The sequence below is a fragment of the Clostridium sp. genome (assembly GCF_036660475.1).
Taxonomy (GTDB): domain Bacteria; phylum Bacillota; class Clostridia; order Clostridiales; family Clostridiaceae; genus Clostridium_J.
In genome coordinates, this window is sequence record NZ_JAVXAO010000009.1 from 173,463 (window position 1) to 198,552 (window position 25,090).

Genomic DNA, 25,090 nt, shown 5'->3' on the forward strand with positions numbered 1-25,090 from the left:
CAGTCATAACTACATCAACTCTTTTTCTAATATTTTCCTCAATTTAATCTTTAAAGAAGGCATTTTACCTTCATAGAAAAAGCCCGCTGCTCTCACATGGCCTCCACCATTAAAAGTTTCTGCAATCTTACTTACATCTACCATTTCCTTAGATCTAAGACTTGTCTTAATTCCACCCTTACTCTCTTTAAATAGAGCAACTACCTCTACTCCATTTATCATAGTTCCAAAATGTATTACCTCACCTGAATCCATGCTTTCAAGATTCGATTTTTTTAACATATCATCTGTAATCTCCATAAATGCAACTTTGCCCCTAATTTCTAATGACAAGGTATCTATGACTTTTCCAAAAAATTTAACTTTATCAAAATCTTTATTTTCAAATACTGTTCTTTGAATTCTATTAAAATTAATTCCTGCCTTTACTACTTCGCCCGCAACTTCATGGGTTTTGCTCGTTGTGTTTGAATGTCTAAAGGAGCTTGTATCGGTAAGTATTGAAGTATAAATCGACTCACCTATCCCTTTAGTTATTTTAACATCAAGTAACTTAAGTATATCAAAAACAATTTCTCCTACTGCCGCTGATTTAATATCAACGTAATTTAAATCACCATATTTCTCATTGCTCATATGGTGATCTATATTTATAAGAGTATATTTTTTATTATCTATATCCAAATTTGCATTTATTCTTTTAAAATCTCCACAATCAAGGACTATTACAACGTCTGTACCACTTTTAACATCCTCTATCAAACCTGTAATTTCATCACTACACGGTAAGTACTCAAAAGTACTCGGTATACATTCCTTTGAAAGAATATAAGCCTCTTTACCAAGTGCCCTCAGCCCTTGAAGTAGGGCTGTGGCACTTCCTAAAGAATCTCCATCTGGTGATTGATGAAAAGTAATTCCAACATTTTTACTTTTTCCTATGATATCTAATATATCCTTAGTTATCATTTGAATCATTCTCCTTTATTTTTCTGAATAATGATTCAAGATGACTCGCCTTATCTAAGGTAGTATCAAGCTCTATAAGAACCTCTGGCACATGTCTCAATTTAACATTTTTACCTATTTCTTTTCTTATGAACCCTGTAGAACTTTTAAGTATTTTAAGAGTCTCTTGCTTTTGTTCTTCAGTTCCAAAAATACTAACAAAAACCTTAGCATAGCTTAAATCTCTTGTTACCTCTACATCTGTTACACTTACCATTGCGCTAAGTCTAGGATCTTTTATTTTGTTTTGAATGGTATTGCTAACATCTTTTTTAATTTCTTCATTAATTCGTCCGCCTCTGTAGTTAGCCATGGATTTCATCCCTTTCTATTATAGACCTTTTGGTTTAATTTCTTCCATGATATAAGCTTCGATGATATCGCCTTCTCTTATATCATTAAATCTATCAACACTAAGTCCACATTCATATCCTGCTGCTGCTTCTTTAACATCATCTTTAAATCTCTTTAAAGATCCTAATGTAGAGTCAGTCATAACTATTCCATCTCTTAGAACTCTAACTTTACATCCTCTCGTTATTTTACCATTTAGAACGTAACATCCCGCTATAGTTCCAACATTAGATATTTTATATACTAATCTTGCTTCACATCTTCCAATTACAAGTTCTTTATACTCTGGCTCAAGCATACCAATCATAGCTGATCTAATATCATCTAAAGCATCGTATATTATTCTATAAGTTTTAATTTCTACATTATCTCTATCTGCTATTACCATTGCATTATTATCAGGTCTAACGTTAAATCCAATAATAATTGCACTAGACGCATATGCTAGTGATACATCTGTTTCTGTAATTGCTCCAACTGCTGTATGGATAACTCTTACTTTTACAGTCTCAGCAGAAAGTTTTTCTATAGATTGTTTAACAGCTTCAGCTGAACCTTGAACATCAGCTTTAACAATTACACTTAACTCTTTAACCTTACCTTCTTGGATTTGGTTATACAGATTTTCCATAGAAACTCTATTAGATGTTTGGAAGTGTTCTTCTCTCAATTTTTCTTTTCTTGCATCAGCCATTATTCTAGCAGTTTTCTCATCTTTAACTACTGTGAATCTGTCTCCAGCTGCTGGAACTTCTGAAAGTCCTAATATCTCAACTGGTATAGATGGTCCTGCTGTTTTAATTTTTTGACCTTTATCATCTATCATAGCTCTAATTCTTCCATAGGTAGTTCCTACTATTATAGAGTCTCCTGATCTTAAAGTTCCATTTTGAACTAAAACACTAGCAACTGGTCCTCTACCCTTATCAAGTTTTGCTTCGATAACAGTACCTTTAGCTTTTCTATTAACATTTGCTTTTAATTCTAACATTTCAGCGTTTATTACTACCATTTCTAGTAATGTATCTAAACCTTCTTTAGTGTGAGCAGATACAGGTACACAAATAGTATCTCCACCCCAATCTTCTGATACTAATCCAAACTCTGTTAATTCTTGCTTAACTTTATCTGGGTTAGCACCTTCTTTATCCATCTTATTTATAGCTATAATCATTGGAACTCCAGCAGCTTTACAATGGTTTATTGCCTCTACTGTCTGTGGCATTATTCCATCATCAGCAGCTACTACTAAAATAACTATATCTGTAACTTGTGCTCCTCTTGCTCTCATTGATGTGAAAGCTTCATGTCCTGGAGTATCAAGGAAAGTTATTTTCTCTCCATTTACATCTACTGTGTAGGCTCCAATATGTTGAGTTATTCCACCAGCTTCTGTTGCTGTAACTTTAGATTTTTTTATAGCATCTAATAAAGATGTTTTACCGTGGTCAACGTGACCCATAACTGTAACTATTGGAGGTCTCTTTGATTTATCCTCTTCTGTTTCTGTTAAATCTGTGTCATCTGCCTCATCTTCTTGTTCTTCAGCAACATCACCAACATTACCTGCTTTTAATACTGCAGTAGAACCAAATTCCTCCACAAGTTTTTCAGCTGTTTTAAAATCGATTTCTTGATTTACTCCAGCCATAACTCCTTGGAATATTAAAGCTCTTATAACTTCAACTACTGGTTTTTTTAGCTTATCTGCTAAATCTTTTACAACTATAGTAGCTTCCATTTCAATAACTTCATCTGGAGTCTCTTCTTCTTTTTCTTCTGACTTTTTATTTGCTACTCTTCTTTGTTTACTGTTTTTTCTCTGCTGCTTATTGATATCGTCATTTATTTTTGTTTCATACTCTTCAACGATCTCTTTTTTTTCAGCTTCTTCTTTTTTCTGTTCTTCATATAATTCTTTTATAAGATTTGCGTCTTCTTCCTCAATAACACTCATGTGATTTTTAGCTTCAACACCAAACTCATCCATTAATACTGTTATAAGCTCCTTACTTGAAACTTCTAACTCTTTTGCCAATTCATATATTCTTACTTTCGCCAAAATTTTCACCCCCGAATTTACATTTTGTAATTCTCTTTCCATAACTTTATTAAATTTTTACTCATTAGTTCATCTTTTACTGCCAACACATTAATTTCCGCTCTTCCGATGGAAGGACCTAGTTCATCACTTGAAATTCCATCTATTATCGGTATATTATGGTCGTTACAATATTTTTGGAACTTGCTCTTTGTATTATCTGAACATTCCGCGGATAAAATACATAACCTAATTTTACGCCTTTTGATTTCATCTTCACAGGCATTGTATCCTTCTACTAAATTTCTAGATTTTTTTGCAATTCCTAAAAAATTCAAGAATTTATTCTGCATTAACTATCTCTTCCTTTAGTTTATCATATATTTCATCATTTATTTTGCTTTCTAGATTTCTTTCTAATCTTTTTGTTTTCACAGCCTTTTCCAAACAGCATATATCTTTGCATATATATGCCCCTCTTCCTGGCTTTTTGCCATGTAGATCTATAGATATTTCATTTTCTTTATTCTTTACAACTCTTATAAGTTCCTTTTTAGGTTTCATTTCCATGCACCCTGTGCACATTCTTTGAGGTATCTTTTTTACTTTCATAAAATAATCACCTACCCTTAAAAGGTATTTTCTTCATTTTTAAGATTTTCAGCTTGTGTTTTACTTTTAATATCTATTTTCCATCCAGTAAGTCTTGCTGCTAATCTAACATTCTGTCCTTCTTTACCAATAGCTAAAGATAATTGATTATCATCTACTACAACCTTAGCGCTTTTTACATTTTCATCCACATCTACTGATAAAACTTTAGCCGGACTTAATGCTTGAGCTATATACTCTTCTGGTAATTTACTCCATTTGATTATGTCTATCTTCTCATTTTTAAGTTCATTAACTATGTTCTGAACTCTTACTCCTTTAGGTCCTACGCATGATCCCATTGGGTCTACATCTTCATCCTTAGACCATACAGCAATCTTACTTCTTGAACCTGCTTCTCTAGCAATATTCTTTATTTCTACTATTCCACTGTATATTTCCGGTACCTCTAGTTCGAATAATCTTTTTACAAGTCCTGGATGGGTTCTTGAAACAACTATTTGAGGTCCTTTCGAACTCTTCTTAACTTCTACAATGTATAACTTTAGTTTCTCATTAAATATATAAGCCTCTCCTGGCATTTGCTCATTTGGTCCAAGAACAGCTTCTAATTTACCTAAATCAATAAATACATTTCCTCTGTCTTTTCTTAGCACAATACCTGTAATGATATCAAATTCTTTAGTTATGAATTCATTGTATATCATCGTTCTTTCCGCTTCTTTTATTCTTTGAATAACTACTTGCTTAGCTGCTTGAGCTGCAACTCTTCCAAAATCTCTTGGTGTAATTTCGATTTCTGCAATATCTTCCAATGCATATCTCGGGCTAATATCCCTAGCATCTTCTATTGAAATTTCTATTACATCATCAAATACTTCTTCAACTACTTCTTTTAATGAAAATACATGAGTTTCTCCTGTTTCTCTATTCACCCACACTCTTACATTTTGCTCCTTTGCATGAGACTTTGCAAAGTTTTTCTTATATGCTGCAACCAACGCATCCTCTATAGTGCTAAAAAGCATTTCCTCACTTATGCCCTTCTCTACAACTAATTGCTTTGCAGCTTCTATAAATTCTTCCTTAAATCCGGTGCTCATTTTATATCCTCCTTTTATAAAGTCGGGTTTAATGTAACTATAGAAACCTTTAACATCGGTAAAACAATCTCATTGTTATCGATTTCTAGTGTTAAATCTTTTCCATCAAACCCCTTTAATACCCCTTCATATTTCTTATTACCATCAACTAATGCTGAAAGCTTTACAGCTACGTCACAATCTATATATTTATCAAAATGCTTTTTTGTAAATAAAGTTCTAAATATACCTGGAGATGAAACTTCTAGATTATATTCTTCAACTATAGGGTCATCTAAATCCAACATCTCACTTACCGCTTTACTTACTAATATACATTTGTCTAAAGCAACACCATTTTCACTATCTATAAAAACTCTTAAAATATTATGTCCACCTTCGCATACATACTCTAGGTGATAAAGTTCAAAGCCGAGTTTTTCTACTATATTACTTATCTTGCCATTGAGTTTTTCCACAACGCCATTACTTTTCATAATATACTCCCTCCTCCTTATTATATTTCCTTTAAAGTCACAATATTAATCCTATTATTTATAATTAAAACATAACTTTTTTTCGTCTTAATAAATAGAGAGTAGGCATAAATCCTACTCTCCTCAAAAACTTATTATTGTAACTTCCTTGATTACCTATGATTATAACATAGGTATATTCATTATGCAATGTTTTTAAGACTTTCACACTATATATGGGATTTGAATTCAAAATTCAAAGGTTTAGGTTTAAGGTTAGAATTGTGTATTTCAAATAAACAAAGAAATTCTGAAAAAATTTCTTCCTTCACATAAAATTTTAATTTCCAATTTAACATTTTTAATATCCACAATGTTAAAAAAGACTTAATTGATTCGTTTCTGGAAGATTTCCTATGGCTCCATGATTTGCTAGTGCCTCTATTACAGTTTTTGTCGCCTTGCTCCTAATCCTCAAATCTTCTTTTGAAATAAATTCTCCATCTTTTCTCGCTTCGCCAATAGCCTTAGCTGCATTTACTCCAACTCCCACAAGCCCACTCATTGGAATCCTAATATTATCTCCCTCAATGGTAAATTTTACAGGGTCAGATTTATATACATCCACTGATAAAAATTTAATACCTCTCTTATACATCTCATAACATAACTCCAATGTAGTAAGAAGTCCTTTCTCCTTTGTTCCAATAGTATTCCCCAATGCGTTTAATTCATCCATTGTATACTTCATAGCTTCTTCACCTTTAACTACTATATCTCCATCAAAATCATCAGCTCTAACCGTAAAATAAGTTGCATAGTAAGCCTTAGGATGATGAACTTTGAAGTAAGCTATTCGTATAGCCATCATTACATATGCCACAGCATGACCTTTAGGAAACATATATTTAATCTTTTTACAAGATTCAATATACCAATCCGGAACATTGTGGTCTCTCATTATAGCTTCATATTCCTCCGACACCCCTTTACCTTTTCTAACTTTTTCCATTATGTTAAAGGCAGTTTTGGGTGGCAGATCCTTGTATATAAGATAAACCATTATATCATCTCTCGTAGATATACAATCCTTCAGAGTAGTATATCCTTCCTTTATATAATACTGGGCATTATTCAGCCAAACATCAGTACCATGGGAAAGTCCGGAAATCCTCACCAAGTCTGAAAATGTCTTAGGCTTCGTATCTAACAGCATTTGCCTTACGAATTTAGTACCAAACTCCGGAATACCATAACAACCTACTTCACACCCAAGCTGTTCTTGAGTTATTCCAAGACCTGCTGTGCCTGTAAACAAGCTTAATACCTTCGGATCCGATAATGGTACGCTCTGGGGCTTAATTCCGGTTAAATCCTGAAGCATTCTAAGCATCGTTGGATCATCATGACCAAGGATATCTAACTTTAGAAGTCTACCACTTATAGAATGATAGTCAAAGTGTGTTGTAATTATATCCGAAGTCGGATCATCTGCGGGATGTTGTATTGGACAAAAATTAAATATCTCATTATCTGCAGGTACAACCATGATTCCACCTGGGTGTTGACCTGATGTTCTCTTTACACCTGTACACCCAATTGTAAGCCTTTCAATTTCTGCATTCGTAGTATCAATAGATCTCTCATCCAAGTATTTTTTAACATATCCATAGGCCGTCTTATCCGCAATAGTACCTATAGTTCCTGCTTTAAATGTATGACCTTTTCCAAATAGAACTTCTGTATATCTATGAATATCAGCCTGATTATCCCCTGAAAAATTAAGATCTATATCAGGTTCTTTATCACCTTCAAATCCTAAGAATGTTTCAAAAGGGATATCGTGACCTTCCTTAATATATTTAGCACCACATTTTTCACAATTTTTATCTGGCAAGTCTACTCCAGAAGCTACAGATCCATCTAAAATAAATTCACTATGTTTACACTCTGGACATACATAGTGAGGCGGTAACCCATTAACCTCTGTAATATCCGTCATGGTTGCTACAAATGAGGATCCAACCGACCCCCTAGACCCAACTATATATCCATCACTAATAGACTTCGCTACCAACTTCTGTGCAATCAGATAAAGAACTGCATATCCATTATTTATTATCGAGTTTAGTTCCTTATCAAGTCTTTTTTGTATTACTTCTGGCAAATTATCCCCATATATTGACCTTACTTTATTTAATGTCATATTTCGAATTTCATCCTCTGCCCCTTCAATTTTAGGTGCATAAGTTTCGTCCGGTATAGGTTTAACAACTTCCACCTGAGATTCAATATATTGAGGATTTGTAACAACTACCTCCATAGCTTTCCTATCTCCTAAATAAGCGAACTCCCTTAACATTTCCGTGGTAGTTTTAAGATATAATGGTGGTTGTGAATCTGCATCATCAAAGCCTTTACCAGCCATTAAAATTCTTCTATAAACTTCATCTTTAGGATCTAAAAAGTGCACATCTCCAGTAGCTACAACTTTTTTATTATAAAAATCACCTAGTTCACATATCTTTCTATTTAGCTCTCTAAGGCCCTCTTCATCCTTGACCATATTCTTTCTAATAAGAAATTCATTGTTCCCAACAGGTTGTATTTCCAAGTAGTCATAAAACTCAACAATATGCTCCATGTCTTCAAAGCTTTTCCCTCCTAGGATACCTTTAAAGACTTCTCCAGCTTCACATGCTGACCCTATAATAAGCCCATCTCTATATTCCTCTATGACACTCTTTGGAAGCCTCGGTCTTCTATAATAATAATCCAGATTTGAATTAGAAATTAGCTTATATAAGTTTTTCAACCCACACTGGTTCTTAGCTAGAATTATTACATGATTAGTTTGAGCTTTCTTTATGTCAAAGGATTTTAAATACTCCTTATTAACTAAATCCATATTTGTTAATTCCATCTCACCTAACAGTTCAAAGCACTTTAATAGAATATCGCCTGTAGCCTTAGCATCATCTACTGCTCTATGATGATTCTCCAAGGATATATTTAAATGATCACATATAACATTCAATTTATGCTTCTTCAACTGAGGAAATAAAAATCTCGCCAATGGTAAAGTGTCTATAACTCCATTTTTAAATGTTAATCCAAGTCTTCTGCAATTCGTTTTAATAAACCCTGTATCAAACTCCGCATTGTGAGCTACCACTACAGCATTTTGAACAAAATCTAAAAAGCTTGGAAGAACTTCATTTATAGTTCTAGAATCCTTCACCATATTATTATTAATCCCTGTAAGCTCAGTTATTTTATACGGAATAGGTATTTTCGGATTTATAAGTTCATTAAAACTATCAACAATCTGTCCACCTTCTATCTTAACAGCACCTATCTCTATGATACTGTCTTGACTACTTGAAAAGCCTGTAGTTTCTATATCAAATACCACATATGTATCCTGAAAGTTTTTCCCCTTGCAGCCAGTGCCAATGGCAACGCCATCATTCACTAAATACCCTTCTATTCCATATATTATTTTTATATTATGTTTTTTACCAGCATCCATAGCTTCTGGAAATGCCTGAGCTACTCCATGATCAGTTATGGCTATTGCTTTATGCCCCCATTTTGCAGCCTTAGCAATAAGTTTAGATGCTGATACTATCCCATCCATGGAACTCATTGTGGTATGTGCATGGAGTTCTATTCTTTTATCCTCACTACCGTCCATTCTTTCACTAGCTTTAAGCTTAACTATTGATTTTGCATTTAGTACTAAATCCTTAGAAAATCTATCAATTTCAACTTCTCCATAAACTTTGCAACATACTCCTACCTTAAGTTCTTCTAAGAGTTTTTCTACTTCCTCATTATTTTTGGGATATATTTTAACTGTTATAGAGCTAGTATAATCTGTCACATATATAGATGGATAAATTTTACCACTTCTCGCTTCAAATACATTAACCTTAAATATATCACCAGATATAGCAACTTTACCTGATCCCATATTTAACTCTTTAATTTCCGTTACTTCTTCATTTATATTACGATTTCCATATACTACATTTGCATCTAAAGGTTCCTTGCTTTTCCCTTTGTAATTTTCTTTCCATGGATTGTTTTTCTTCTCACCTTTATTTTCTTTTGGTTTTTCCTTAATTTTTTCATTAGATTTATTAGCCAAATTAGGACTACTTGTCATTATATCGCTTACTATTCTCTTCTCTTCAATTTCCTTCTCTAGTATATAATTATCCTCTACCGCAGATTCATCATAGTATATTTCCACACTTACCTTTACATTGAACATATTGTATATTTCCATTTTCAATAGCCTATCTAGACCTTTACTATTCAACATTTTAGAAATAAATTCATTGGAAATACCAACTCTAATCTTATCTTCCTCCAATGTTTTTACAGCCTTAAGCAAACTAGTTTTTGAAGATGGAAAAGATGAGGCAAGAGAGTTAACTACATCTATCCAATACTCCCCTACCACATCTTCTATAGCTACATTTTGCACATCTTTATACCATAAAGTTTCTATGATTCCTAAATCACTAAGTTTATTTTGTACCACAACACTTATATCTTCTTTAACTGCATCATTTAAAGAGTTTTTATGTTTTAATACTACCTTTACTCTTTCACTCTGTTTTAGGTATTGAACCTTATATATTATGATATCCTCATAAATAGGAAATCTACTATCATATCCTAGAAGTTCTGATAAAGTCATTGCAGCACCTCCTATTTTATAGATTCTCCACTTCTTTTATTAGCTCATCTAATAAATGTTCTTCCTTAACTTTTCTTATAATTTCACCCTTTTTGAAGATAAGACCTTCACCATTTCCACCAGCTATCCCAAGATCAGCTTCTCTAGCTTCCCCTGGCCCATTAACAATACAGCCCATTATAGCTACCTTAATATCCTTATCAATATGACCTAGTCTTAGTTCTGCTTCTTCAGCAATTTTTATTAAGTTTATTTGTGTCCTTCCACAGGTTGGGCAAGATACAAACTTAATTCCACCGCTGATTAGTCCAAGAGACTTTAATATTTCTTTTCCAACCTTAACTTCTTCTTTAACATCTCCTGTAAGAGATACTCTAAGGGTATCCCCTATTCCTTGAGCTAGCAGAGCTCCAATTCCTACACTTGATTTAATAGACCCACGCCATATAGTTCCCGCTTCTGTTACACCTATATGCAATGGATAGTTTGTTTTTTGTGATACTATATTATAAGCCTCTATCATCTGTACTACATCTGATGATTTTATAGATATAATTATATCCTCAAAGTTAACAGCTTCTAAAATCTTAACATGATTAAGAGCACTTTCTGCAAGGGCTTCACTGCATACTCTACCATATTTATTCAATATATCCTTTTCTAGAGATCCTGAGTTAACACCTATTCTAATAGGAATATTTTTTTCCTTTGCCATCTTAGCAACCATCTCAACTCTACTTATATCTCCAATATTTCCTGGATTTATCCTTAATTTTGAAATACCATTCTCCATAGACTTTAAAGCTAATTTATAGTCAAAATGTATATCTGCAACTAATGGAATATTTATTTGCTTCACTATATGCTTTATTGCTTCTGCTGCTTCCATGTCCGGCACAGCACATCTTACAATATCACAGCCACATCGCTCCAGTTCCTTGATTTGATTTACAGTAGCAACTACATCCCTTGTATCCGTGTTGGTCATGGACTGCACTGATATATTAGAGTCTCCTCCTATATATATATTGCCCACTTTAATCTTTTTAGTTTCTCGTCTTTTCATGGCATCCTCCTAAAACTGAATAGGATTTACAATATCTTTTATTAATACAAATACCATAAGTCCCATTAACGCTAAAAATCCATAATAATTTATTGTCGCTACCTTTTCTTTATCTACTTCCTTACCTGTTATAATTTGGAATAGTAATAAGAATATCCATCCTCCATCTAGCGCAGGGAACGGTATTATATTAAATATAGCAAGTTGAACACTTAGGTAAGACATGAAATTTAATAAAGTAAGTACTCCTTGTTGTGCCGCCCTTCCTGAAATTTTAATTATGCTTATAGGCCCGCCTACATCATCTGATGAGATTTTCCCTTTAAATAATTGTCCAAAGAATCCAAAGGTTTGTCTTATAGTACTTCCTGTTTGATTAATTCCATACCCTACAGATTCTATAAAATTAGGGTCTTTTACTTGTGAATATATACCTATCATATATCTATTTTCTTCTTGATTTAATTCAGGTGTTAACTTAAATTCTAACTTTTCACCACTTCTATCAACTTTCATGTTAAGTGTATTTCCTTCTTGAGTTATAACTTCATTAAGAAAATCTTCCCAGGTTGTCACCATTTTCCCATTAGCTTCTGTTATTTTATCTCCAGCCTGTAGACCAACTTCCATAGCGGGAGAGTTTTCTACAATGCTTTCGATTATATTGGTTCTATGACCTTGAAAACCACCTACAACACTAAATAATAGTATTGCTATTATAAAGTTCATAATAGGACCTGCAGATACTATTGTTAGCTTTTGAAAAGATGTCTTATTAGAAAATGCTCTACTATCAACTACATTGACATCATCCTCTTCTCCATACATTCTTACATATCCACCTATCGGTAGCGCTTTTATAAGGTATTCCGTCTCTTTACCTTTTATAGAAAATAGTTTTGGTCCCATGCCTAATGAAAATTCTAGAACCTTTACCCCATTAGCCCTAGCCATTATAAAGTGTCCAAATTCATGACCAATAATAAGTAAACTAAATGCCAATAACGCCATTAGAATATATGGTATATTTGTTATTATACTTTGCAACATACTTCTCCCCTTCACTACATACTACTATACGTACTTCCTTAAAACATATTCTCTTACTTTCTTATCTATGTCTAAAACTTCATTCAAAGATGGGTTTTTTACATAAGAAAATTCATTCATTGATTCTTCTATTATTTCCTCAATCTGTAAATACTCTATCTTCTCATCTAAAAATAATTCTACAGCTATTTCATTAGCACCATTATATATTGCTGGCATATTACCACCAATTTTACCCGCTTTAAAAGCTAACTCTAGACATCTAAATGTCTTTGTATCCGCCTGCTCAAAAGTAAGATTTGATACCTGTGTAAAGTCAAGTTTAGCTGCTACAGCATTTTTACGCTTTGGATAATTTAATGCATATTGAATTGGAAGTCTCATATCCGTACTTCCAAGCTGGGCAATAATAGACCCATCTATATACTCCACCATTGAATGTACAATGCTTTGTGGGTGTACTATAACCTCAATATCCTCATATGCAATTCCAAACAGAAAATGAGCTTCTATTACTTCAAGCCCTTTGTTTACCAATGTAGATGAATCTATTGAAATCTTTTTACCCATATTCCACTTTGGGTGTTTCAGCGCCTCACTTGGCATTATACCAACAAGCTCTTCTCTAGTTCGTCCTCTAAAGGGCCCCCCTGAAGCGGTAAGTATTATTTTACTTACATGCTTTTTTTCATTTCCTTCCATACATTGAAATATAGCTCCATGTTCAGAATCTACTGGAAGTATTTCAACTCCATTCTCCTTCGCTTCTCTCATAACTATTTCACCTGCAACTACCAAAGTTTCCTTATTTGCAAGAGCTATATTTTTTTTTGCTCTTATAGCTTTTATAGTTGGTTTTAATCCTGCAATTCCAACTACCGAAGTTAGTACAGTATCTATTTCACTCAATGTAGCTATCTTTTCTAGAGCTTCCTCGCCTTGAAATATCTCTACTAATTTATTAGTCTCTTCACAGTATTTTTTAATTTTTTTATAACATTCATCATCTGTAACTCCTATATATTTTGGACTAAACTCATCTATAATATCCACTAACCTTTGAAAATTCCTATGTGCCGTTACACCTACTAACTTTATTTCATTTCGATCATCTCTTATTACATCCAAGGCCTGTGTTCCTATAGACCCCGTAACTCCAAGTATACTTATATTCTTCATTAGTATCTCTCCTTTAAGTTTAACCTCTATTCATCATTAGCCAGGTTCCAAATCAATAATCCGAATCACCTATAACATTTTTCACTACAAAAGAATCTATACCAACTCCATTGAATCCTTAATTGTTATATCTATATTATTCCAATTGACCAAAATGATAAGCAAATTTTTTTAATACTTTCTAGCTAAATATACAAATATTATACCTTATAACAGCCAGGAATACAAAATCTTAATATTTAATTTTTATTAAATTTCTAAATACTAATAAAAGCTAGCTCGTAGTTTCATACCACATGCTAGCTTACTTGAAATTAATATTATATTTTGAATAATAATGATAAAATACATATTATTTATAAAATTATAATATAATACGATTTTATAAATATCATCTAAACTAAAACAAAAATATTTATATAGTAATAAACAACTACCGATACAAGCAGTATGCTATCAAACCTATCTAAAATTCCTCCGTGACCAGGTATTAAATTAGAGTAATCTTTAACACCAGTGTGCCTTTTTATCGATGAAGCCACAAAATCTCCACATTGTCCAAATACACCGCCTAAAACACCTATCCACACATAATGATACAATTGTACATTAATACCATACCTACTTATTATATATCCAAAAATAGTACATCCTAACACACTTCCTAATAATCCACCTATACCACCAGCTACAGTCTTCTTAGGACTAACTTTTGGTACCAATTTCCGCTTTCCAAGATATCTTCCAAAGTAATATGCCATTGTATCACAACACCATGAAGATATAAATATAAGCCACACAAAATAGTTTCCATTCTTCTCCATGCTAAGCAATAATATAAAACTAAAGAAAACAGCCACATAAAAGCAAGGAAGAATTGTAAGTCCTATATCAATAAAATTTCTTTCCGTATTAATTACCGGAAGGATCATAAGTAAGAATACCACTAAAATAAATACATTCACTGCAATTGCTAAATTAAACCCATTTCCTATATACATATAATATGCTAAACACAATATATATCCAACAGTTGCAACCGGTTTATATCCACTAATTCTACTTACCCTATAAAACTCATACATACCTCCAAGCGATAATAGTACTACGGATATTTTTAGATAGTATCCTCCCAAAAAAATTAATAGTAATAATGGCGCTAACACTAAAGCTCCTACATATCGTTGATTCATTTCCTTCACCTCTTAATTATACTCCACCATATCTCCTGTCCCTCTTTTGAAAGTCAAAAATAGCCCTTTTTAAATCTTCCTTAGTGAAATCAGGCCAGTTTATATTCGAGAACCAAAATTCAGAATATGCACTTTGCCATAACAAGTAATTACTTAATCTTAACTCACCACTTGGTCTTATTATAATATCTGGATCCGGCATACCCTTTGTATATAAATGCTCCGATATCGAATTTTCATCAATATCTTCTATATTCATATCTTTCTTTAGTATTAGTTCAGCTATCTCTTTTACACCTTTTATAATTTCATCTCTTCCACCATAATTTAGTGCTATATTAAGGGTTAATCCCGTATTTTCCTTCGTTTTCTCTTTTGCATTGTCTATAGATTTCCTTGATTTTTCCGGAAGTTTACTAATATCACCTATAGAATTAAGCCTTACATTGTTTTTATGTAATTCATCAAATTCTTTATCTATAAATTCAACTACCAAATTCATCAATGCACCAACCTCATCTTGAGGCCTTTTCCAATTTTCAGTAGAGAATGCATATAATGTAAGATACCTTACTCCTAATTCACTAGCTTCTTGAACCACCATTTTTATATTCTTCATCCCAGCCCTATGTCCCATAGTTCTTGGAAGTTTTCTTTCTTTTGCCCACCTACCATTACCATCCATTATTATAGCAATATGAGCAGGAATTCTATCCATATCTAGTTTTATTATTTCTTTACTACCAGTACTCTTTTTTCGATTAAATATATCCAAATTTTACCTCTCCATTCCAAATATTTATGGTGTTATTATAACATAAATACTTAGTAATAAAACCTGCAATATTTGCAGGTTTTATTTTAGTCATCTTCAACGCCTTATCTATACTGACATTATTGATTTTTCTTTAGTTTCTACTTCTTTATCAACTAATTTGATAAATTTATCTGTTTCTTTTTGAATAGTGTCTTCAGCTTTTTTACATTCATCTTCACTTATTTCACTATTTTTCTTTAATGTTTTAATTTTATCATTAGCATCACGTCTTATAGATCTTATTGCAACTTTAGCATCTTCGCCAAATTTTTTAACTGCTTTAACTAAATTTTTTCTAGTTTCCTCTGTTAACTCAGGTACTATAAGTCTTATTACTTGACCATCGCTACTAGGATTAATTCCTAAATCTGATTTCAATATAGCTTTTTCTATATCTTTTAAAGTACTTTTATCCCAAGGTTGAATTACAAGTACCCTAGGTTCTGGTGCAGATACACTTCCAACCTGATTTAAAGGCACCATAGATCCATAAGATTCTACTTGAATCCTATCTAACATAGTAGGATTAGCTCTACCAGCCTTTAATGTTAAAAATTCGTTTTTTAAACTTAGAATAGTTTTGTTCATTTTGTCATCAGCATTTTTAATGATATCTTTTACCATAAAATTACCTCCACTATTTATTTATATTAGATGATACTAACGTACCAATATCTTCACCATTTACTGCTCTTATAATATTCTCCGGTTTGTCTAAACCAAATACAAGTATTGGAATATTGTTATCCATACATAATGAAGTCGCTGTAGAATCCATAACTTGCAATCCTTTTTCCAAAACCTCGATATAAGATAAATTTTCAAATTTAATAGCATCCTCAAATTTGTGAGGATCCTTGTCATATACTCCATCAACTTTTTTAGCTAATAGAATAACTTCCGCCTCTATTTCTGCCGCTCTTAAAGCCGCAGTAGTATCCGTGGAGAAATATGGATTTCCTGTTCCTGCTGCAAATATTACAACTCTCCCTTTTTCAAGGTGTCTCATTGCTCTTCTTCTGATATAAGGTTCTGCTATTTCTTTCATTTCAATAGCTGTTTGAACTCTAGTATTAACCCCTATAGCTTCTAATGAATCTTGTAATGCCAAAGCATTGATACACGTAGCAAGCATTCCCATATAATCAGCAGTAGTTCTATCCATACCTTCCCCACTTCTGCCTCTCCATATGTTTCCGCCACCAACAACCGCACCAACTTCAACACCCATATCTACTAATTTCTTAATCTGTACCGCAATAGTGTTAGCTGTATCAAAATCTATGCCATACCCTTTTTCTGCTGCTAATGCTTCTCCTGAAAGTTTAAGCATGACTCTCTTATATTTCGCAGTTTCCATATATACATTATACCTCCAACTCAATATATTTGCACCTTAGTAAGCTTAATTCCATTAAATGTAACTAGAATTTCTGCCTATTTACTAATACAAAATCGCTTTAATACCAATTATACCTACATGTAGATTTTAAAAAAAGAGAACCTAGGTTCTCTTTTATTATATTGTATTATTTACCTTGAACTTGTCTTTGAACTTCTTCAGCAAAGTTTTCTTCAGCTTTTTCGATTCCTTCGCCTCTTTCAAATCTAGCAAATTTAACAACCTCTATAGTTGCTCCAATTTTCTTTCCTTCTTCTTGAACATATTTGTTTATAGTGTAATCGCCATTTTTAACCCATACTTGCTCTACTAAACAAACTTCTTTATAATATTTACTTACTCTTCCCATTACCATTTTCTCAACGATATTTGCTGGTTTACCTTCGTTAAGAGCTTGAACTCTATATATTTCTTTTTCTTTTTCTAAAGATTCATTATCTACTTGATCTTTATTTAAGAATAATGGGTTAGCTGCTGCTACTTGCATTGCTAAATCTTTACCCACAACTTGTAATACTTCCGCTTCTTTTTCGCATCCTAATTGAACTAAAACAGCTATTTTCCCATTACCATGGATATAACTTTGAATTACTCCGTTATTAGCTACAAATTTCTCAAATCTTCTTACAGACATGTTCTCGCCTAATTTTGCAATTAAAGCTGTAACCGCATCTTGTAATACAATACTTTCATCTGCTATATATTTTTCTGCTAATAATTCTTCTACAGTTGTAGCACTAGTAGCTGCTGCCATTTTTGCTACATTATCTGCTAATGCTTTAAAATCTTCATTTGCTGCAACGAAGTCTGTTTCACAGTTAACTTCTACTACTGAAGCAACTTTCATATCTTCAGATATGTATGTTGTAACTATACCTTCTGCTGCTATTCTTCCAGCTTTTTTAGTTGCTGCTGCTAATCCTTTTTCTCTTAAAACTTCGATTGCTTTATCCATATCTCCGTTTGTTTCACTTAGAGCTTTCTTACAGTCCATCATTCCTGATCCTGTTCTCTCTCTTAACTCTTTTACCATTGCTGCTGTTATCATATTTATTCCTCCCTATATTTTCCTAATAAAAAGGTAAATGAAAGATTTCTCTCTCATCTACCTTTGAAATTTCCTATGTTTTACAACCATAGATGAGGCTGTTTAAAATTAAGTTTAAAAGATTTTATATATTATTCAGCTATTTCTTCGCCTTGTCTAGCTTCGATTATAGCATCTGCTAATCTTTCTGTTATTAATTTAACTGCTCTTATAGCATCATCATTTCCTGGGATTACATAATCAACATCATCAGGATCACAGTTTGTATCTACTATAGCTATTACCGGAATTCCTAATGTCTTAGCTTCTAGTATAGCATTTTTCTCTTTTCTTGGATCAACTATGAATAATGCACCTATATTGCTAGCTTCCATACTTCTAATTCCGCCAAGGTTTTTTTCAAGTTTTTCTCTTTCATTTCTAAGGTTTATAACCTCTTTCTTAGGAAGAACTTCAAAAGTTCCATCTTCTTCCATTTTGTCTAACGCTTCCAATCTACCAATTCTTGTTTTGATAGTTCTGAAGTTAGTTAACATTCCACCTAACCATCTGTTGTTTACAAAGTGCATGTTTGATCTTATAGCTTCCTCTTGGATAGCTTCTTGCGCTTGTTTTTTAGTTCCAACAAATAGTATATCTTTTCCTTCTGCTGATACTGATTTTATGAAATCGTAAGCTTCATCAATTTTCTTAACTGTTTTTTGTAAGTCGATGATGTATATACCATTTCTCTCAGTGAAGATGTAACGAGCCATTTTAGGATTCCATCTTCTCGTTTGATGTCCAAAGTGAACACCTGCTTCTAATAATTGTTTCATTGAAATAACTGCCATTTTAATATACCTCCTGGTTTTTTTCCTCCACTACCATCATTTTTATTAAAGACCTTAAAGGCACCTTTTAATAAATAAAGTAGTGTGTGTATTTTCTTACCTTGTGTATTGTACCATATTCAAATTTTATTTTCAATGATTTTTGCTTATAAATTTAGAGTTTATAATCAAAAATTTTAAATTAAATATAAAACTGTAAAATTTGCAAAGAATTAAGTCCACAAGGTTAATTAAGATATTTATGTAAAAATAAAAATCCCAAATAGGGATTTTTATTTTTTACTTAAGTTTGTTAAGTTCATCCATCAACTTATCATTAAGGATTTTGATATGAGTACCTTTCATTCCTAATGATCTTGATTCTATAACTCCTGCACTTTCAAACTTTCTTAGTGCATTTACTATTACAGATCTAGTTATTCCAACTTTATCTGCTATCTTAGAAGCAACTAATAAACCTTCGCTTCCATCAAGTTCATTAAATATGTGCTCTACGGCTTCTAATTCTGAATAAGATAGAGTTCCTATAGCTAATTGAACTATAGCTTTTTTTCTAGCTTCTTCTTCAATTTGAACTGTTTTAGCTCTCAGTACTTCCATACCTACGATAGTCCCGCTATACTCAGCTATAACCAAATCCTCTTCTGTAAACTCTCTTCCAAATCTAGATAATAGTAAAGTACCTAATCTCTCTCTATTTCCGTTAATTGGAACAATTGTAGATTTCATATCTTCAAAGTTACATTTAACATCGCCCTCAAAAACACAAATACCTTTACTTGCCATGTTTGCTCTAGTTGCCTCAATATTTAGCAATTTATTGTTATATGCTTCTGGGAACCTTTTTTCTTCAACAACTTTTTTCTTTACATTTTCACATTCAAATCCATGGGATAAATTATACCCCAAAACTTTTCCTTTTCTACTGATTATATATACATTGCAATCTAATACTTCGCTTAAAATTTCGCATATATCATCAAAAACCACTGGTTCTGAACCTGATTTCTGTAGTATTTTATTTAATTTTCTTGTTTTGTCTAATAATGACACTTTTTATTCCTCCTTGTGTATTGCCATAACTTCAATGACATAAAGTATTTTTTCCTTAATCAAGTTTCGAAATATTTTGTATATTTCCAAATCTTCGAATTGTTTCTCTCACATCATACCACATAGCACTTGGTACATCAAGTTCTTTTCTCAAGTTTCGACATTTTTTATTTTTAAATTTAATCCAGCTTGATTTATCATCTTTTTTTTACTGTTTATTTACTATTTCCTTATGTTTACATTCTGTGTTTATACATTCTAAGTAATCACCTTTTGCCTTGCTATACCTTTTAGCCATTACACTTCCACACTCTGGACATTTTTCGGCAGTAGGTTCATGCCAACTTACAAAATCACATTCCGGATAACTCCCACACCCATAAAACAACTTTCCTTTTTTACTTCGTTTTTCAAGAATTTTTCCTCCACATTTTGGACATGGAACATCTAATTCTCTAGCCATAGTCTTAGTGTTTTTGCATTCTGGATACCCTGGACATGCCAGAAAATCACCAAATCTCCCCTTTTTTATAACCATTAATTTACCACATTTGTCACACGGTATATCTGAAACTTTATCCTCAATTGTAATTTTAGCTATTTCTTTTTCAGCTATATCAATTGCTTCCTTTAATGGATTAAAGAATTCCGCAACAACATCTTTCCAATGAGTTTCGCCCTCTTCAATTCTATCCAGCTTATTTTCCATTTCAGCTGTAAATTCAACATCCACAATCTGTTTAAAGTATTCACTCATTAAATTATTCACAATAAAACCAAGTTCAGTTGGAACTAAAACCTTTTTATCTCTTTCTACATATTGCCTGCCTAACAATGTTGATATAGTTGGAGCGTAAGTACTAGGTCTTCCTATCCCATTTTCTTCTAAAGTTTTCACTAATGTAGCCTCTGAAAATCTTGCAGGTGGTTGTGTAAAGTGCTGTTTCTGCTCTAACGTCCTATTTTTAAGATTTTCTCCAACTTCTAAATTAGGTAATTTTAAATTTTCATTTTCTTCTTCATTTTCAGTTAAATATATTCTTGTAAATCCATCAAATTTAACTTTGAATCCCGAAGTTCTAAAGTTATAATCCCCATTATTTATACTTATTGATGTAGTATCAATAATAGCCGCTTCCATTTGACTTGCTACAAATCTATTCCAGATGAGATTGTATAACTTAAATTGATCATTACTAAGTGATTCTTTTGCTATTGCCGGACTAATTTCTACATCTGTAGGTCTCACTGCTTCATGGGCATCTTGTGAACCTTTTTTTCCTTTATAAACTTTTTTAATCTTAGGTACATATTCCTCACCATAATTATTTTTTATAAAATCAACTGTTGAAATTTGCGCCTCATCAGATATCCTTACTGAATCTGTTCTCATATAAGTTATTAAACCAACTGTTCCATATCCTTTAACATCAATACCCTCATATAATTGTTGAGCTACTGACATTGTTTTCTTAGTTGAAAAATTTATTTTTCTATAAGCATCTTGTTGAAGTGTACTTGTAGTAAATGGTGGAAGAGGATTCTTTAACTTAGATGTTTCTTTAACATCACTAACTACAAATTCACCTTTTTCTATATCATTTATTATATTATTAGCTTCTTCTTCATTATTTATAACTATTTTTTTACCCATTTTATTTTGGAGCTTAATTGTAAATGTTTTCGTATCTGATTTCTTAGATACTTTCCCCTCAACGGTCCAGTACTCTTCCGGTATAAACTTTAATACTTCCTTCTCTCTATCACATATTATTCTAAGTGATACTGATTGAACTCGACCTGCACTCAGTCCCCATTTTATCTTTCTCCAAAGTATAGGGCTTATTTCATATCCAACCAATCTATCTAAAACTCTTCTAGCTTGTTGGGCATCAAATACATTTGGATTTATTTTTCTTGGAGATTTAATTGCATTTTTTACCGCAGTTTTAGTTACCTCATTAAATTCTATTCTACATGCTTCATTGGTGTCTATCTTCAAAACCTTAGCAAGGTGCCATGATATAGCCTCTCCCTCTCTATCAGGGTCAGTTGCTAAATATATTTTTTCACTTTTCTTAGCTTGCTTTTTAATTTTATCTAACAATTCACCTTTTCCTCTAATTGTTATGTACTTAGGCTCATAATTATTTTCTATATCTACTCCTAATTGACTCTTCGGTAAATCTCTTATATGTCCCATCGATGCTTCTACTACATAATTTTTACCTAAATATTTTTTGATAGTTTTTGCTTTCGCTGGCGATTCAACTATAACTAATCGTTGCCCCATTTTAACCCCTCCATTGTAGCTTATAATTTAAAACCTTTTCAAATACTATAAGCATTTTTTATAATTAATTTCATCCATCATCTAAACCTACATAACACATTTAAAATTTTTATGTTTTACGAAACAGACATTCTAAATATACAATATTTACCATCTCTCTAAGCTACTAAAATCTATACTCCATTATTAATCTTATCTAGTATTGGCAATTCTATTAATTCTAACATAGAAGTTTCCACTTAAACATAAAATCTCCTCTTTTGCTTGCAACTCAAATAATAACTTATATAATTGATTTATGTCAATATCTGCTGATTTAATTATACTATCAATATGTATCGGATTATCATCAATTAAATTATATATTTTTTCTTCCAATGCACTCTTTATAAGGGTTTCTATATTATTATTCATACTAATTCTAGAAATATTCAATAAATTTAAAATATCTTCTATTTCAGTAAAAACATATGCCCCATCCCTTATAAGTTTATTAGTTCCTTTGCTTTCATTTGAAAATACACTTCCCGGAACCACAATAATATCTTTCCCCTGCTCTAATGCATTTCCGGCTGTTATTAATGTGCCACTTCGCTCTCCACCCTCTGTTACAACTAACAAATCACTTATACCACTTATTATTCTATTCCTCATTGGAAAATTTCTACTAAAAGGCTCTGTTCCCAATGGAAATTCACTCAAAATGCACCCACCACTTTCAATGATATCATTATATAACCTTATATTTTCTCTTGGGTATATGACATCAATTCCACTACCTAACACCGCTACAGTATTAATATTGTTTTCTATAGCAGCTCTGTGTGCAATAGAGTCTACACCTCTAGCCATTCCACTTATAATATTTATGTCATAACCTGATAATTCATTTATAATGCTATTTGTAACATCAATGCCATACCTACTACACCGCCTAGATCCTACTATGGATATACTTTTCGACTTGTTTATATTAGTTATATCACCCTTATAAAACATCCCAAAAGGAGAATCTTTATACAACTTCAAACTACTTGGATATTCTTCATCATATATTGTTGTTACATGTATATTACTTCTTTCCATATGTTCAAAAATATTATTTTCATTAATAATCTCGTATGAATTTAACAATTTCTTAATAACTTTCCCCTCTAAAATATCAGACTCCCTCAAAAACACTATATTTTTCAAAGCTTCTCCACTAGAAAATTCACTAAAAATTTTTTTCTTGTTCTCATTAGATATTTCTGTAGTCATTAACCATACCTTCAACAACTTATCCATAATTCTCTCCTCATGATTCATCATTAAATTATTTCTTGTCTTACATACTTTCTATATTGTAGTGCTTCAATGATATGATTTTCTTCAATATTTACATTCGAATCCAGATCAGCAATAGTTCTAGCCACTTTCAGTATTCTATTGTACACCCTCGTACTTAATCCATATCTATTATAAGCATATTCAAGAATTTTAGCGCAATTTTCACTTAATTTGCAATATGATTTTATGTGTTTTGAAGTCATTTCGCTATTGCACTTTATCCCATCACTTTCAAATCTATTGCTCTGTATTCCTCTAGCATTTATTATTCTTCTCCTTATAGCTTCAGATGTTTCTTCGACCTTATTACTATTTATCTCACCATATGACACTGGATTTACCGATGTAAATATATCGATCCTATCTAGCAATGGTCCAGATAATCGAGCTAAATATCTATTAATTTCATGGTCCGTACACTTACAATTATTTAAAACACCTCCATATTTACCACAAGGGCAAAGATGCAAATGTTAAGTCGGAAGTATATTGAAAAAATTCCTTCTAATTATATAGGGGAAAAAGTTGATATTAACAGGTGCCACCTTATAACTAATTTAAGACTTAACAACAACACAACTTTAAGAGAATTATCAATAGCCTTAAAGTTATCTGAAAACACGCTTAGAAATATTGAAAAAGGCAAATATAAATTATCATTTTATTATTATTTTTTATATTGTAGACACTTTAAAGTTGATTCATACTCATTTTTGAACTATTCTTCTCTTCCAACCAAAACGCTTAAAGACAAAATTGAAACACTTAAAGCTTACTATGGGTTTAGAAATAACAAACAATTAGATGCTCTACTTGAATTATATAACGGCGCTATAGATGACTGCTGCTCTAAACATATAAACTATGAAAAAATAAATACAAAACTAACAACTCGTATAAATGAATATAAAGAAGGAAGGAAGTAGCATTTTTAATACCTACTTCTTCTTTCTTTTTATTATTTTAACTTTACGTTTCCCCTTATCCTTACTAATAACAATTAACAATTAAACCATCCCCATCTTAATTAACTTTTTAAGAACAAACCCATTATAACAAACATTTGTTCGCTATGCAAACTAGCTTTTAGCAACTGTATGTTGCTTTTTCTAATATAATTATACATTTTGTTGCAAAAGATGACAAAATAATTCTTCTTGGTAAAATATTACTGAGGTGTTTTTTATGTTCGGTGATAGAATTAAGGATTTAAGAGTTGAAATGAAACTTACACAAGAAGATATTGCTATTAAATTTAATATATCTAGACAAGCAATAGCTAATTGGGAAAGTGGACTAAGAGAACCTAGCATGCAAAATATAATAGAGTTAGCTAATTTTTATAACGTATCAATCGATTATCTATTTGGACAAACATCCATAAAAGAAAACTTTAAAGCTAATAAAGAACTCGAGGAATACATTAATGACTGCATAAAAGTTTATAAAAAGCATATTAGGGCCTAGGATTTTAAGTATATTCTAAGCTTTAAATTTACTTATACCTATTTATGTATAATATCAAAATTTCTGCACATAATTT

Annotated in this window: 23 protein-coding genes; 2 read left to right on the plus strand and 21 right to left on the minus strand. The window is 31.9% G+C overall.

Annotation, left to right across the window (positions count from 1 at the left end; all coding sequences use genetic code 11):
- Nucleotides 1-9: 9 nt before the first annotated feature.
- The 21 genes from RSA29_RS13300 to RSA29_RS13400 all read right to left on the minus strand — a co-directional run bounded on the left by RSA29_RS13300 (nucleotide 10) and on the right by RSA29_RS13400 (nucleotide 24,017).
- Nucleotides 10-969 carry a bifunctional oligoribonuclease/PAP phosphatase NrnA gene (locus RSA29_RS13300; RefSeq protein WP_346944190.1) on the minus strand — a complete coding sequence of 320 codons (960 nt, stop codon included), beginning with the start codon at nucleotides 967-969 and terminating at the stop codon, nucleotides 10-12.
- On the minus strand, nucleotides 959-1,321 hold the full coding sequence (gene rbfA, locus RSA29_RS13305) for a 30S ribosome-binding factor RbfA (RefSeq protein WP_346931841.1): 363 nt from the start codon (nucleotides 1,319-1,321) through the stop codon (nucleotides 959-961). The genes RSA29_RS13300 and rbfA overlap by 11 nt, the downstream gene beginning before the upstream one ends.
- An 18-nt stretch (nucleotides 1,322-1,339) precedes the next feature.
- A complete protein-coding gene (gene infB / locus RSA29_RS13310) occupies nucleotides 1,340-3,424 on the minus strand; it encodes a translation initiation factor IF-2 (protein ID WP_346931840.1) in 2,085 nt (694 codons plus the stop codon).
- Between the two features lie 17 nt (nucleotides 3,425-3,441).
- Nucleotides 3,442-3,756: a ribosomal L7Ae/L30e/S12e/Gadd45 family protein gene (locus RSA29_RS13315; RefSeq protein ID WP_346931839.1), complete on the minus strand. Its 315-nt coding sequence runs from the start codon at nucleotides 3,754-3,756 to the stop codon at nucleotides 3,442-3,444.
- Nucleotides 3,746-4,015 (minus strand): YlxR family protein, encoded by a 270-nt coding sequence (locus RSA29_RS13320; protein WP_346931838.1) that lies wholly within the window; start codon nucleotides 4,013-4,015, stop codon nucleotides 3,746-3,748. The genes RSA29_RS13315 and RSA29_RS13320 overlap by 11 nt, the downstream gene beginning before the upstream one ends.
- A 17-nt stretch (nucleotides 4,016-4,032) precedes the next feature.
- Nucleotides 4,033-5,118, minus strand: coding sequence for a transcription termination factor NusA (gene nusA, locus RSA29_RS13325; protein ID WP_346931837.1), 1,086 nt, complete (start codon nucleotides 5,116-5,118; stop codon nucleotides 4,033-4,035).
- Between the two features lie 14 nt (nucleotides 5,119-5,132).
- Entirely contained in the window at nucleotides 5,133-5,594 is a 462-nt protein-coding gene (rimP, locus tag RSA29_RS13330) for a ribosome maturation factor RimP (protein WP_346931836.1), read from the minus strand.
- 355 nt (nucleotides 5,595-5,949) lie between these two features.
- On the minus strand, nucleotides 5,950-10,284 hold the full coding sequence (locus RSA29_RS13335; RefSeq protein ID WP_346944189.1) for a PolC-type DNA polymerase III: 4,335 nt from the start codon (nucleotides 10,282-10,284) through the stop codon (nucleotides 5,950-5,952).
- 16 nt (nucleotides 10,285-10,300) lie between these two features.
- Entirely contained in the window at nucleotides 10,301-11,350 is a 1,050-nt protein-coding gene (gene ispG / locus RSA29_RS13340; RefSeq protein ID WP_346944188.1) for a flavodoxin-dependent (E)-4-hydroxy-3-methylbut-2-enyl-diphosphate synthase, read from the minus strand.
- A 9-nt stretch (nucleotides 11,351-11,359) separates the two neighbouring features.
- Entirely contained in the window at nucleotides 11,360-12,400 is a 1,041-nt protein-coding gene (gene rseP, locus RSA29_RS13345; RefSeq protein WP_346944187.1) for an RIP metalloprotease RseP, read from the minus strand.
- 24 nt (nucleotides 12,401-12,424) lie between these two features.
- Nucleotides 12,425-13,579 (minus strand): 1-deoxy-D-xylulose-5-phosphate reductoisomerase, encoded by a 1,155-nt coding sequence (locus RSA29_RS13350; RefSeq protein WP_346944186.1) that lies wholly within the window; start codon nucleotides 13,577-13,579, stop codon nucleotides 12,425-12,427.
- A gap of 395 nt (nucleotides 13,580-13,974) precedes the next feature.
- Entirely contained in the window at nucleotides 13,975-14,772 is a 798-nt protein-coding gene (locus RSA29_RS13355; protein ID WP_346944185.1) for a phosphatidate cytidylyltransferase, read from the minus strand.
- A 16-nt stretch (nucleotides 14,773-14,788) separates the two neighbouring features.
- The gene (locus RSA29_RS13360; RefSeq protein ID WP_346944184.1) at nucleotides 14,789-15,547 is read right to left on the minus strand and encodes an isoprenyl transferase; all 759 of its coding nucleotides are present in this window, start codon (nucleotides 15,545-15,547) and stop codon (nucleotides 14,789-14,791) included.
- 108 nt (nucleotides 15,548-15,655) lie between these two features.
- Nucleotides 15,656-16,213 carry a ribosome recycling factor gene (frr, locus tag RSA29_RS13365; RefSeq protein WP_346931830.1) on the minus strand — a complete coding sequence of 186 codons (558 nt, stop codon included), beginning with the start codon at nucleotides 16,211-16,213 and terminating at the stop codon, nucleotides 15,656-15,658.
- Nucleotides 16,214-16,226: 13 nt separating this feature from the next.
- Entirely contained in the window at nucleotides 16,227-16,949 is a 723-nt protein-coding gene (gene pyrH, locus RSA29_RS13370) for a UMP kinase (RefSeq protein ID WP_346931829.1), read from the minus strand.
- A 169-nt stretch (nucleotides 16,950-17,118) separates the two neighbouring features.
- A complete protein-coding gene (gene tsf / locus RSA29_RS13375; RefSeq protein WP_346944183.1) occupies nucleotides 17,119-18,039 on the minus strand; it encodes a translation elongation factor Ts in 921 nt (306 codons plus the stop codon).
- Nucleotides 18,040-18,170: 131 nt separating this feature from the next.
- Complete coding sequence (rpsB, locus tag RSA29_RS13380) at nucleotides 18,171-18,872, minus strand: 30S ribosomal protein S2 (protein ID WP_346931827.1); 702 nt, start codon at nucleotides 18,870-18,872, stop codon at nucleotides 18,171-18,173.
- 279 nt (nucleotides 18,873-19,151) lie between these two features.
- On the minus strand, nucleotides 19,152-19,925 hold the full coding sequence (codY, locus tag RSA29_RS13385; RefSeq protein ID WP_346944182.1) for a GTP-sensing pleiotropic transcriptional regulator CodY: 774 nt from the start codon (nucleotides 19,923-19,925) through the stop codon (nucleotides 19,152-19,154).
- Between the two features lie 208 nt (nucleotides 19,926-20,133).
- On the minus strand, nucleotides 20,134-22,218 hold the full coding sequence (gene topA / locus RSA29_RS13390) for a type I DNA topoisomerase (protein ID WP_346944181.1): 2,085 nt from the start codon (nucleotides 22,216-22,218) through the stop codon (nucleotides 20,134-20,136).
- 192 nt (nucleotides 22,219-22,410) lie between these two features.
- The gene (gene dprA, locus RSA29_RS13395) at nucleotides 22,411-23,505 is read right to left on the minus strand and encodes a DNA-processing protein DprA (RefSeq protein ID WP_346944180.1); all 1,095 of its coding nucleotides are present in this window, start codon (nucleotides 23,503-23,505) and stop codon (nucleotides 22,411-22,413) included.
- 23 nt (nucleotides 23,506-23,528) lie between these two features.
- Nucleotides 23,529-24,017: an ATP-binding protein gene (locus RSA29_RS13400; RefSeq protein ID WP_346944179.1), complete on the minus strand. Its 489-nt coding sequence runs from the start codon at nucleotides 24,015-24,017 to the stop codon at nucleotides 23,529-23,531.
- Here RSA29_RS13400 and RSA29_RS13405 point away from each other — a divergent pair, their 5' ends adjacent.
- Both RSA29_RS13405 and RSA29_RS13410 read left to right on the plus strand, forming a co-directional pair.
- Complete coding sequence (locus RSA29_RS13405) at nucleotides 24,018-24,473, plus strand: helix-turn-helix transcriptional regulator (RefSeq protein WP_346944178.1); 456 nt, start codon at nucleotides 24,018-24,020, stop codon at nucleotides 24,471-24,473.
- A 259-nt stretch (nucleotides 24,474-24,732) separates the two neighbouring features.
- Complete coding sequence (locus RSA29_RS13410; RefSeq protein WP_346944177.1) at nucleotides 24,733-25,014, plus strand: helix-turn-helix transcriptional regulator; 282 nt, start codon at nucleotides 24,733-24,735, stop codon at nucleotides 25,012-25,014.
- Nucleotides 25,015-25,090: the final 76 nt, after the last annotated feature.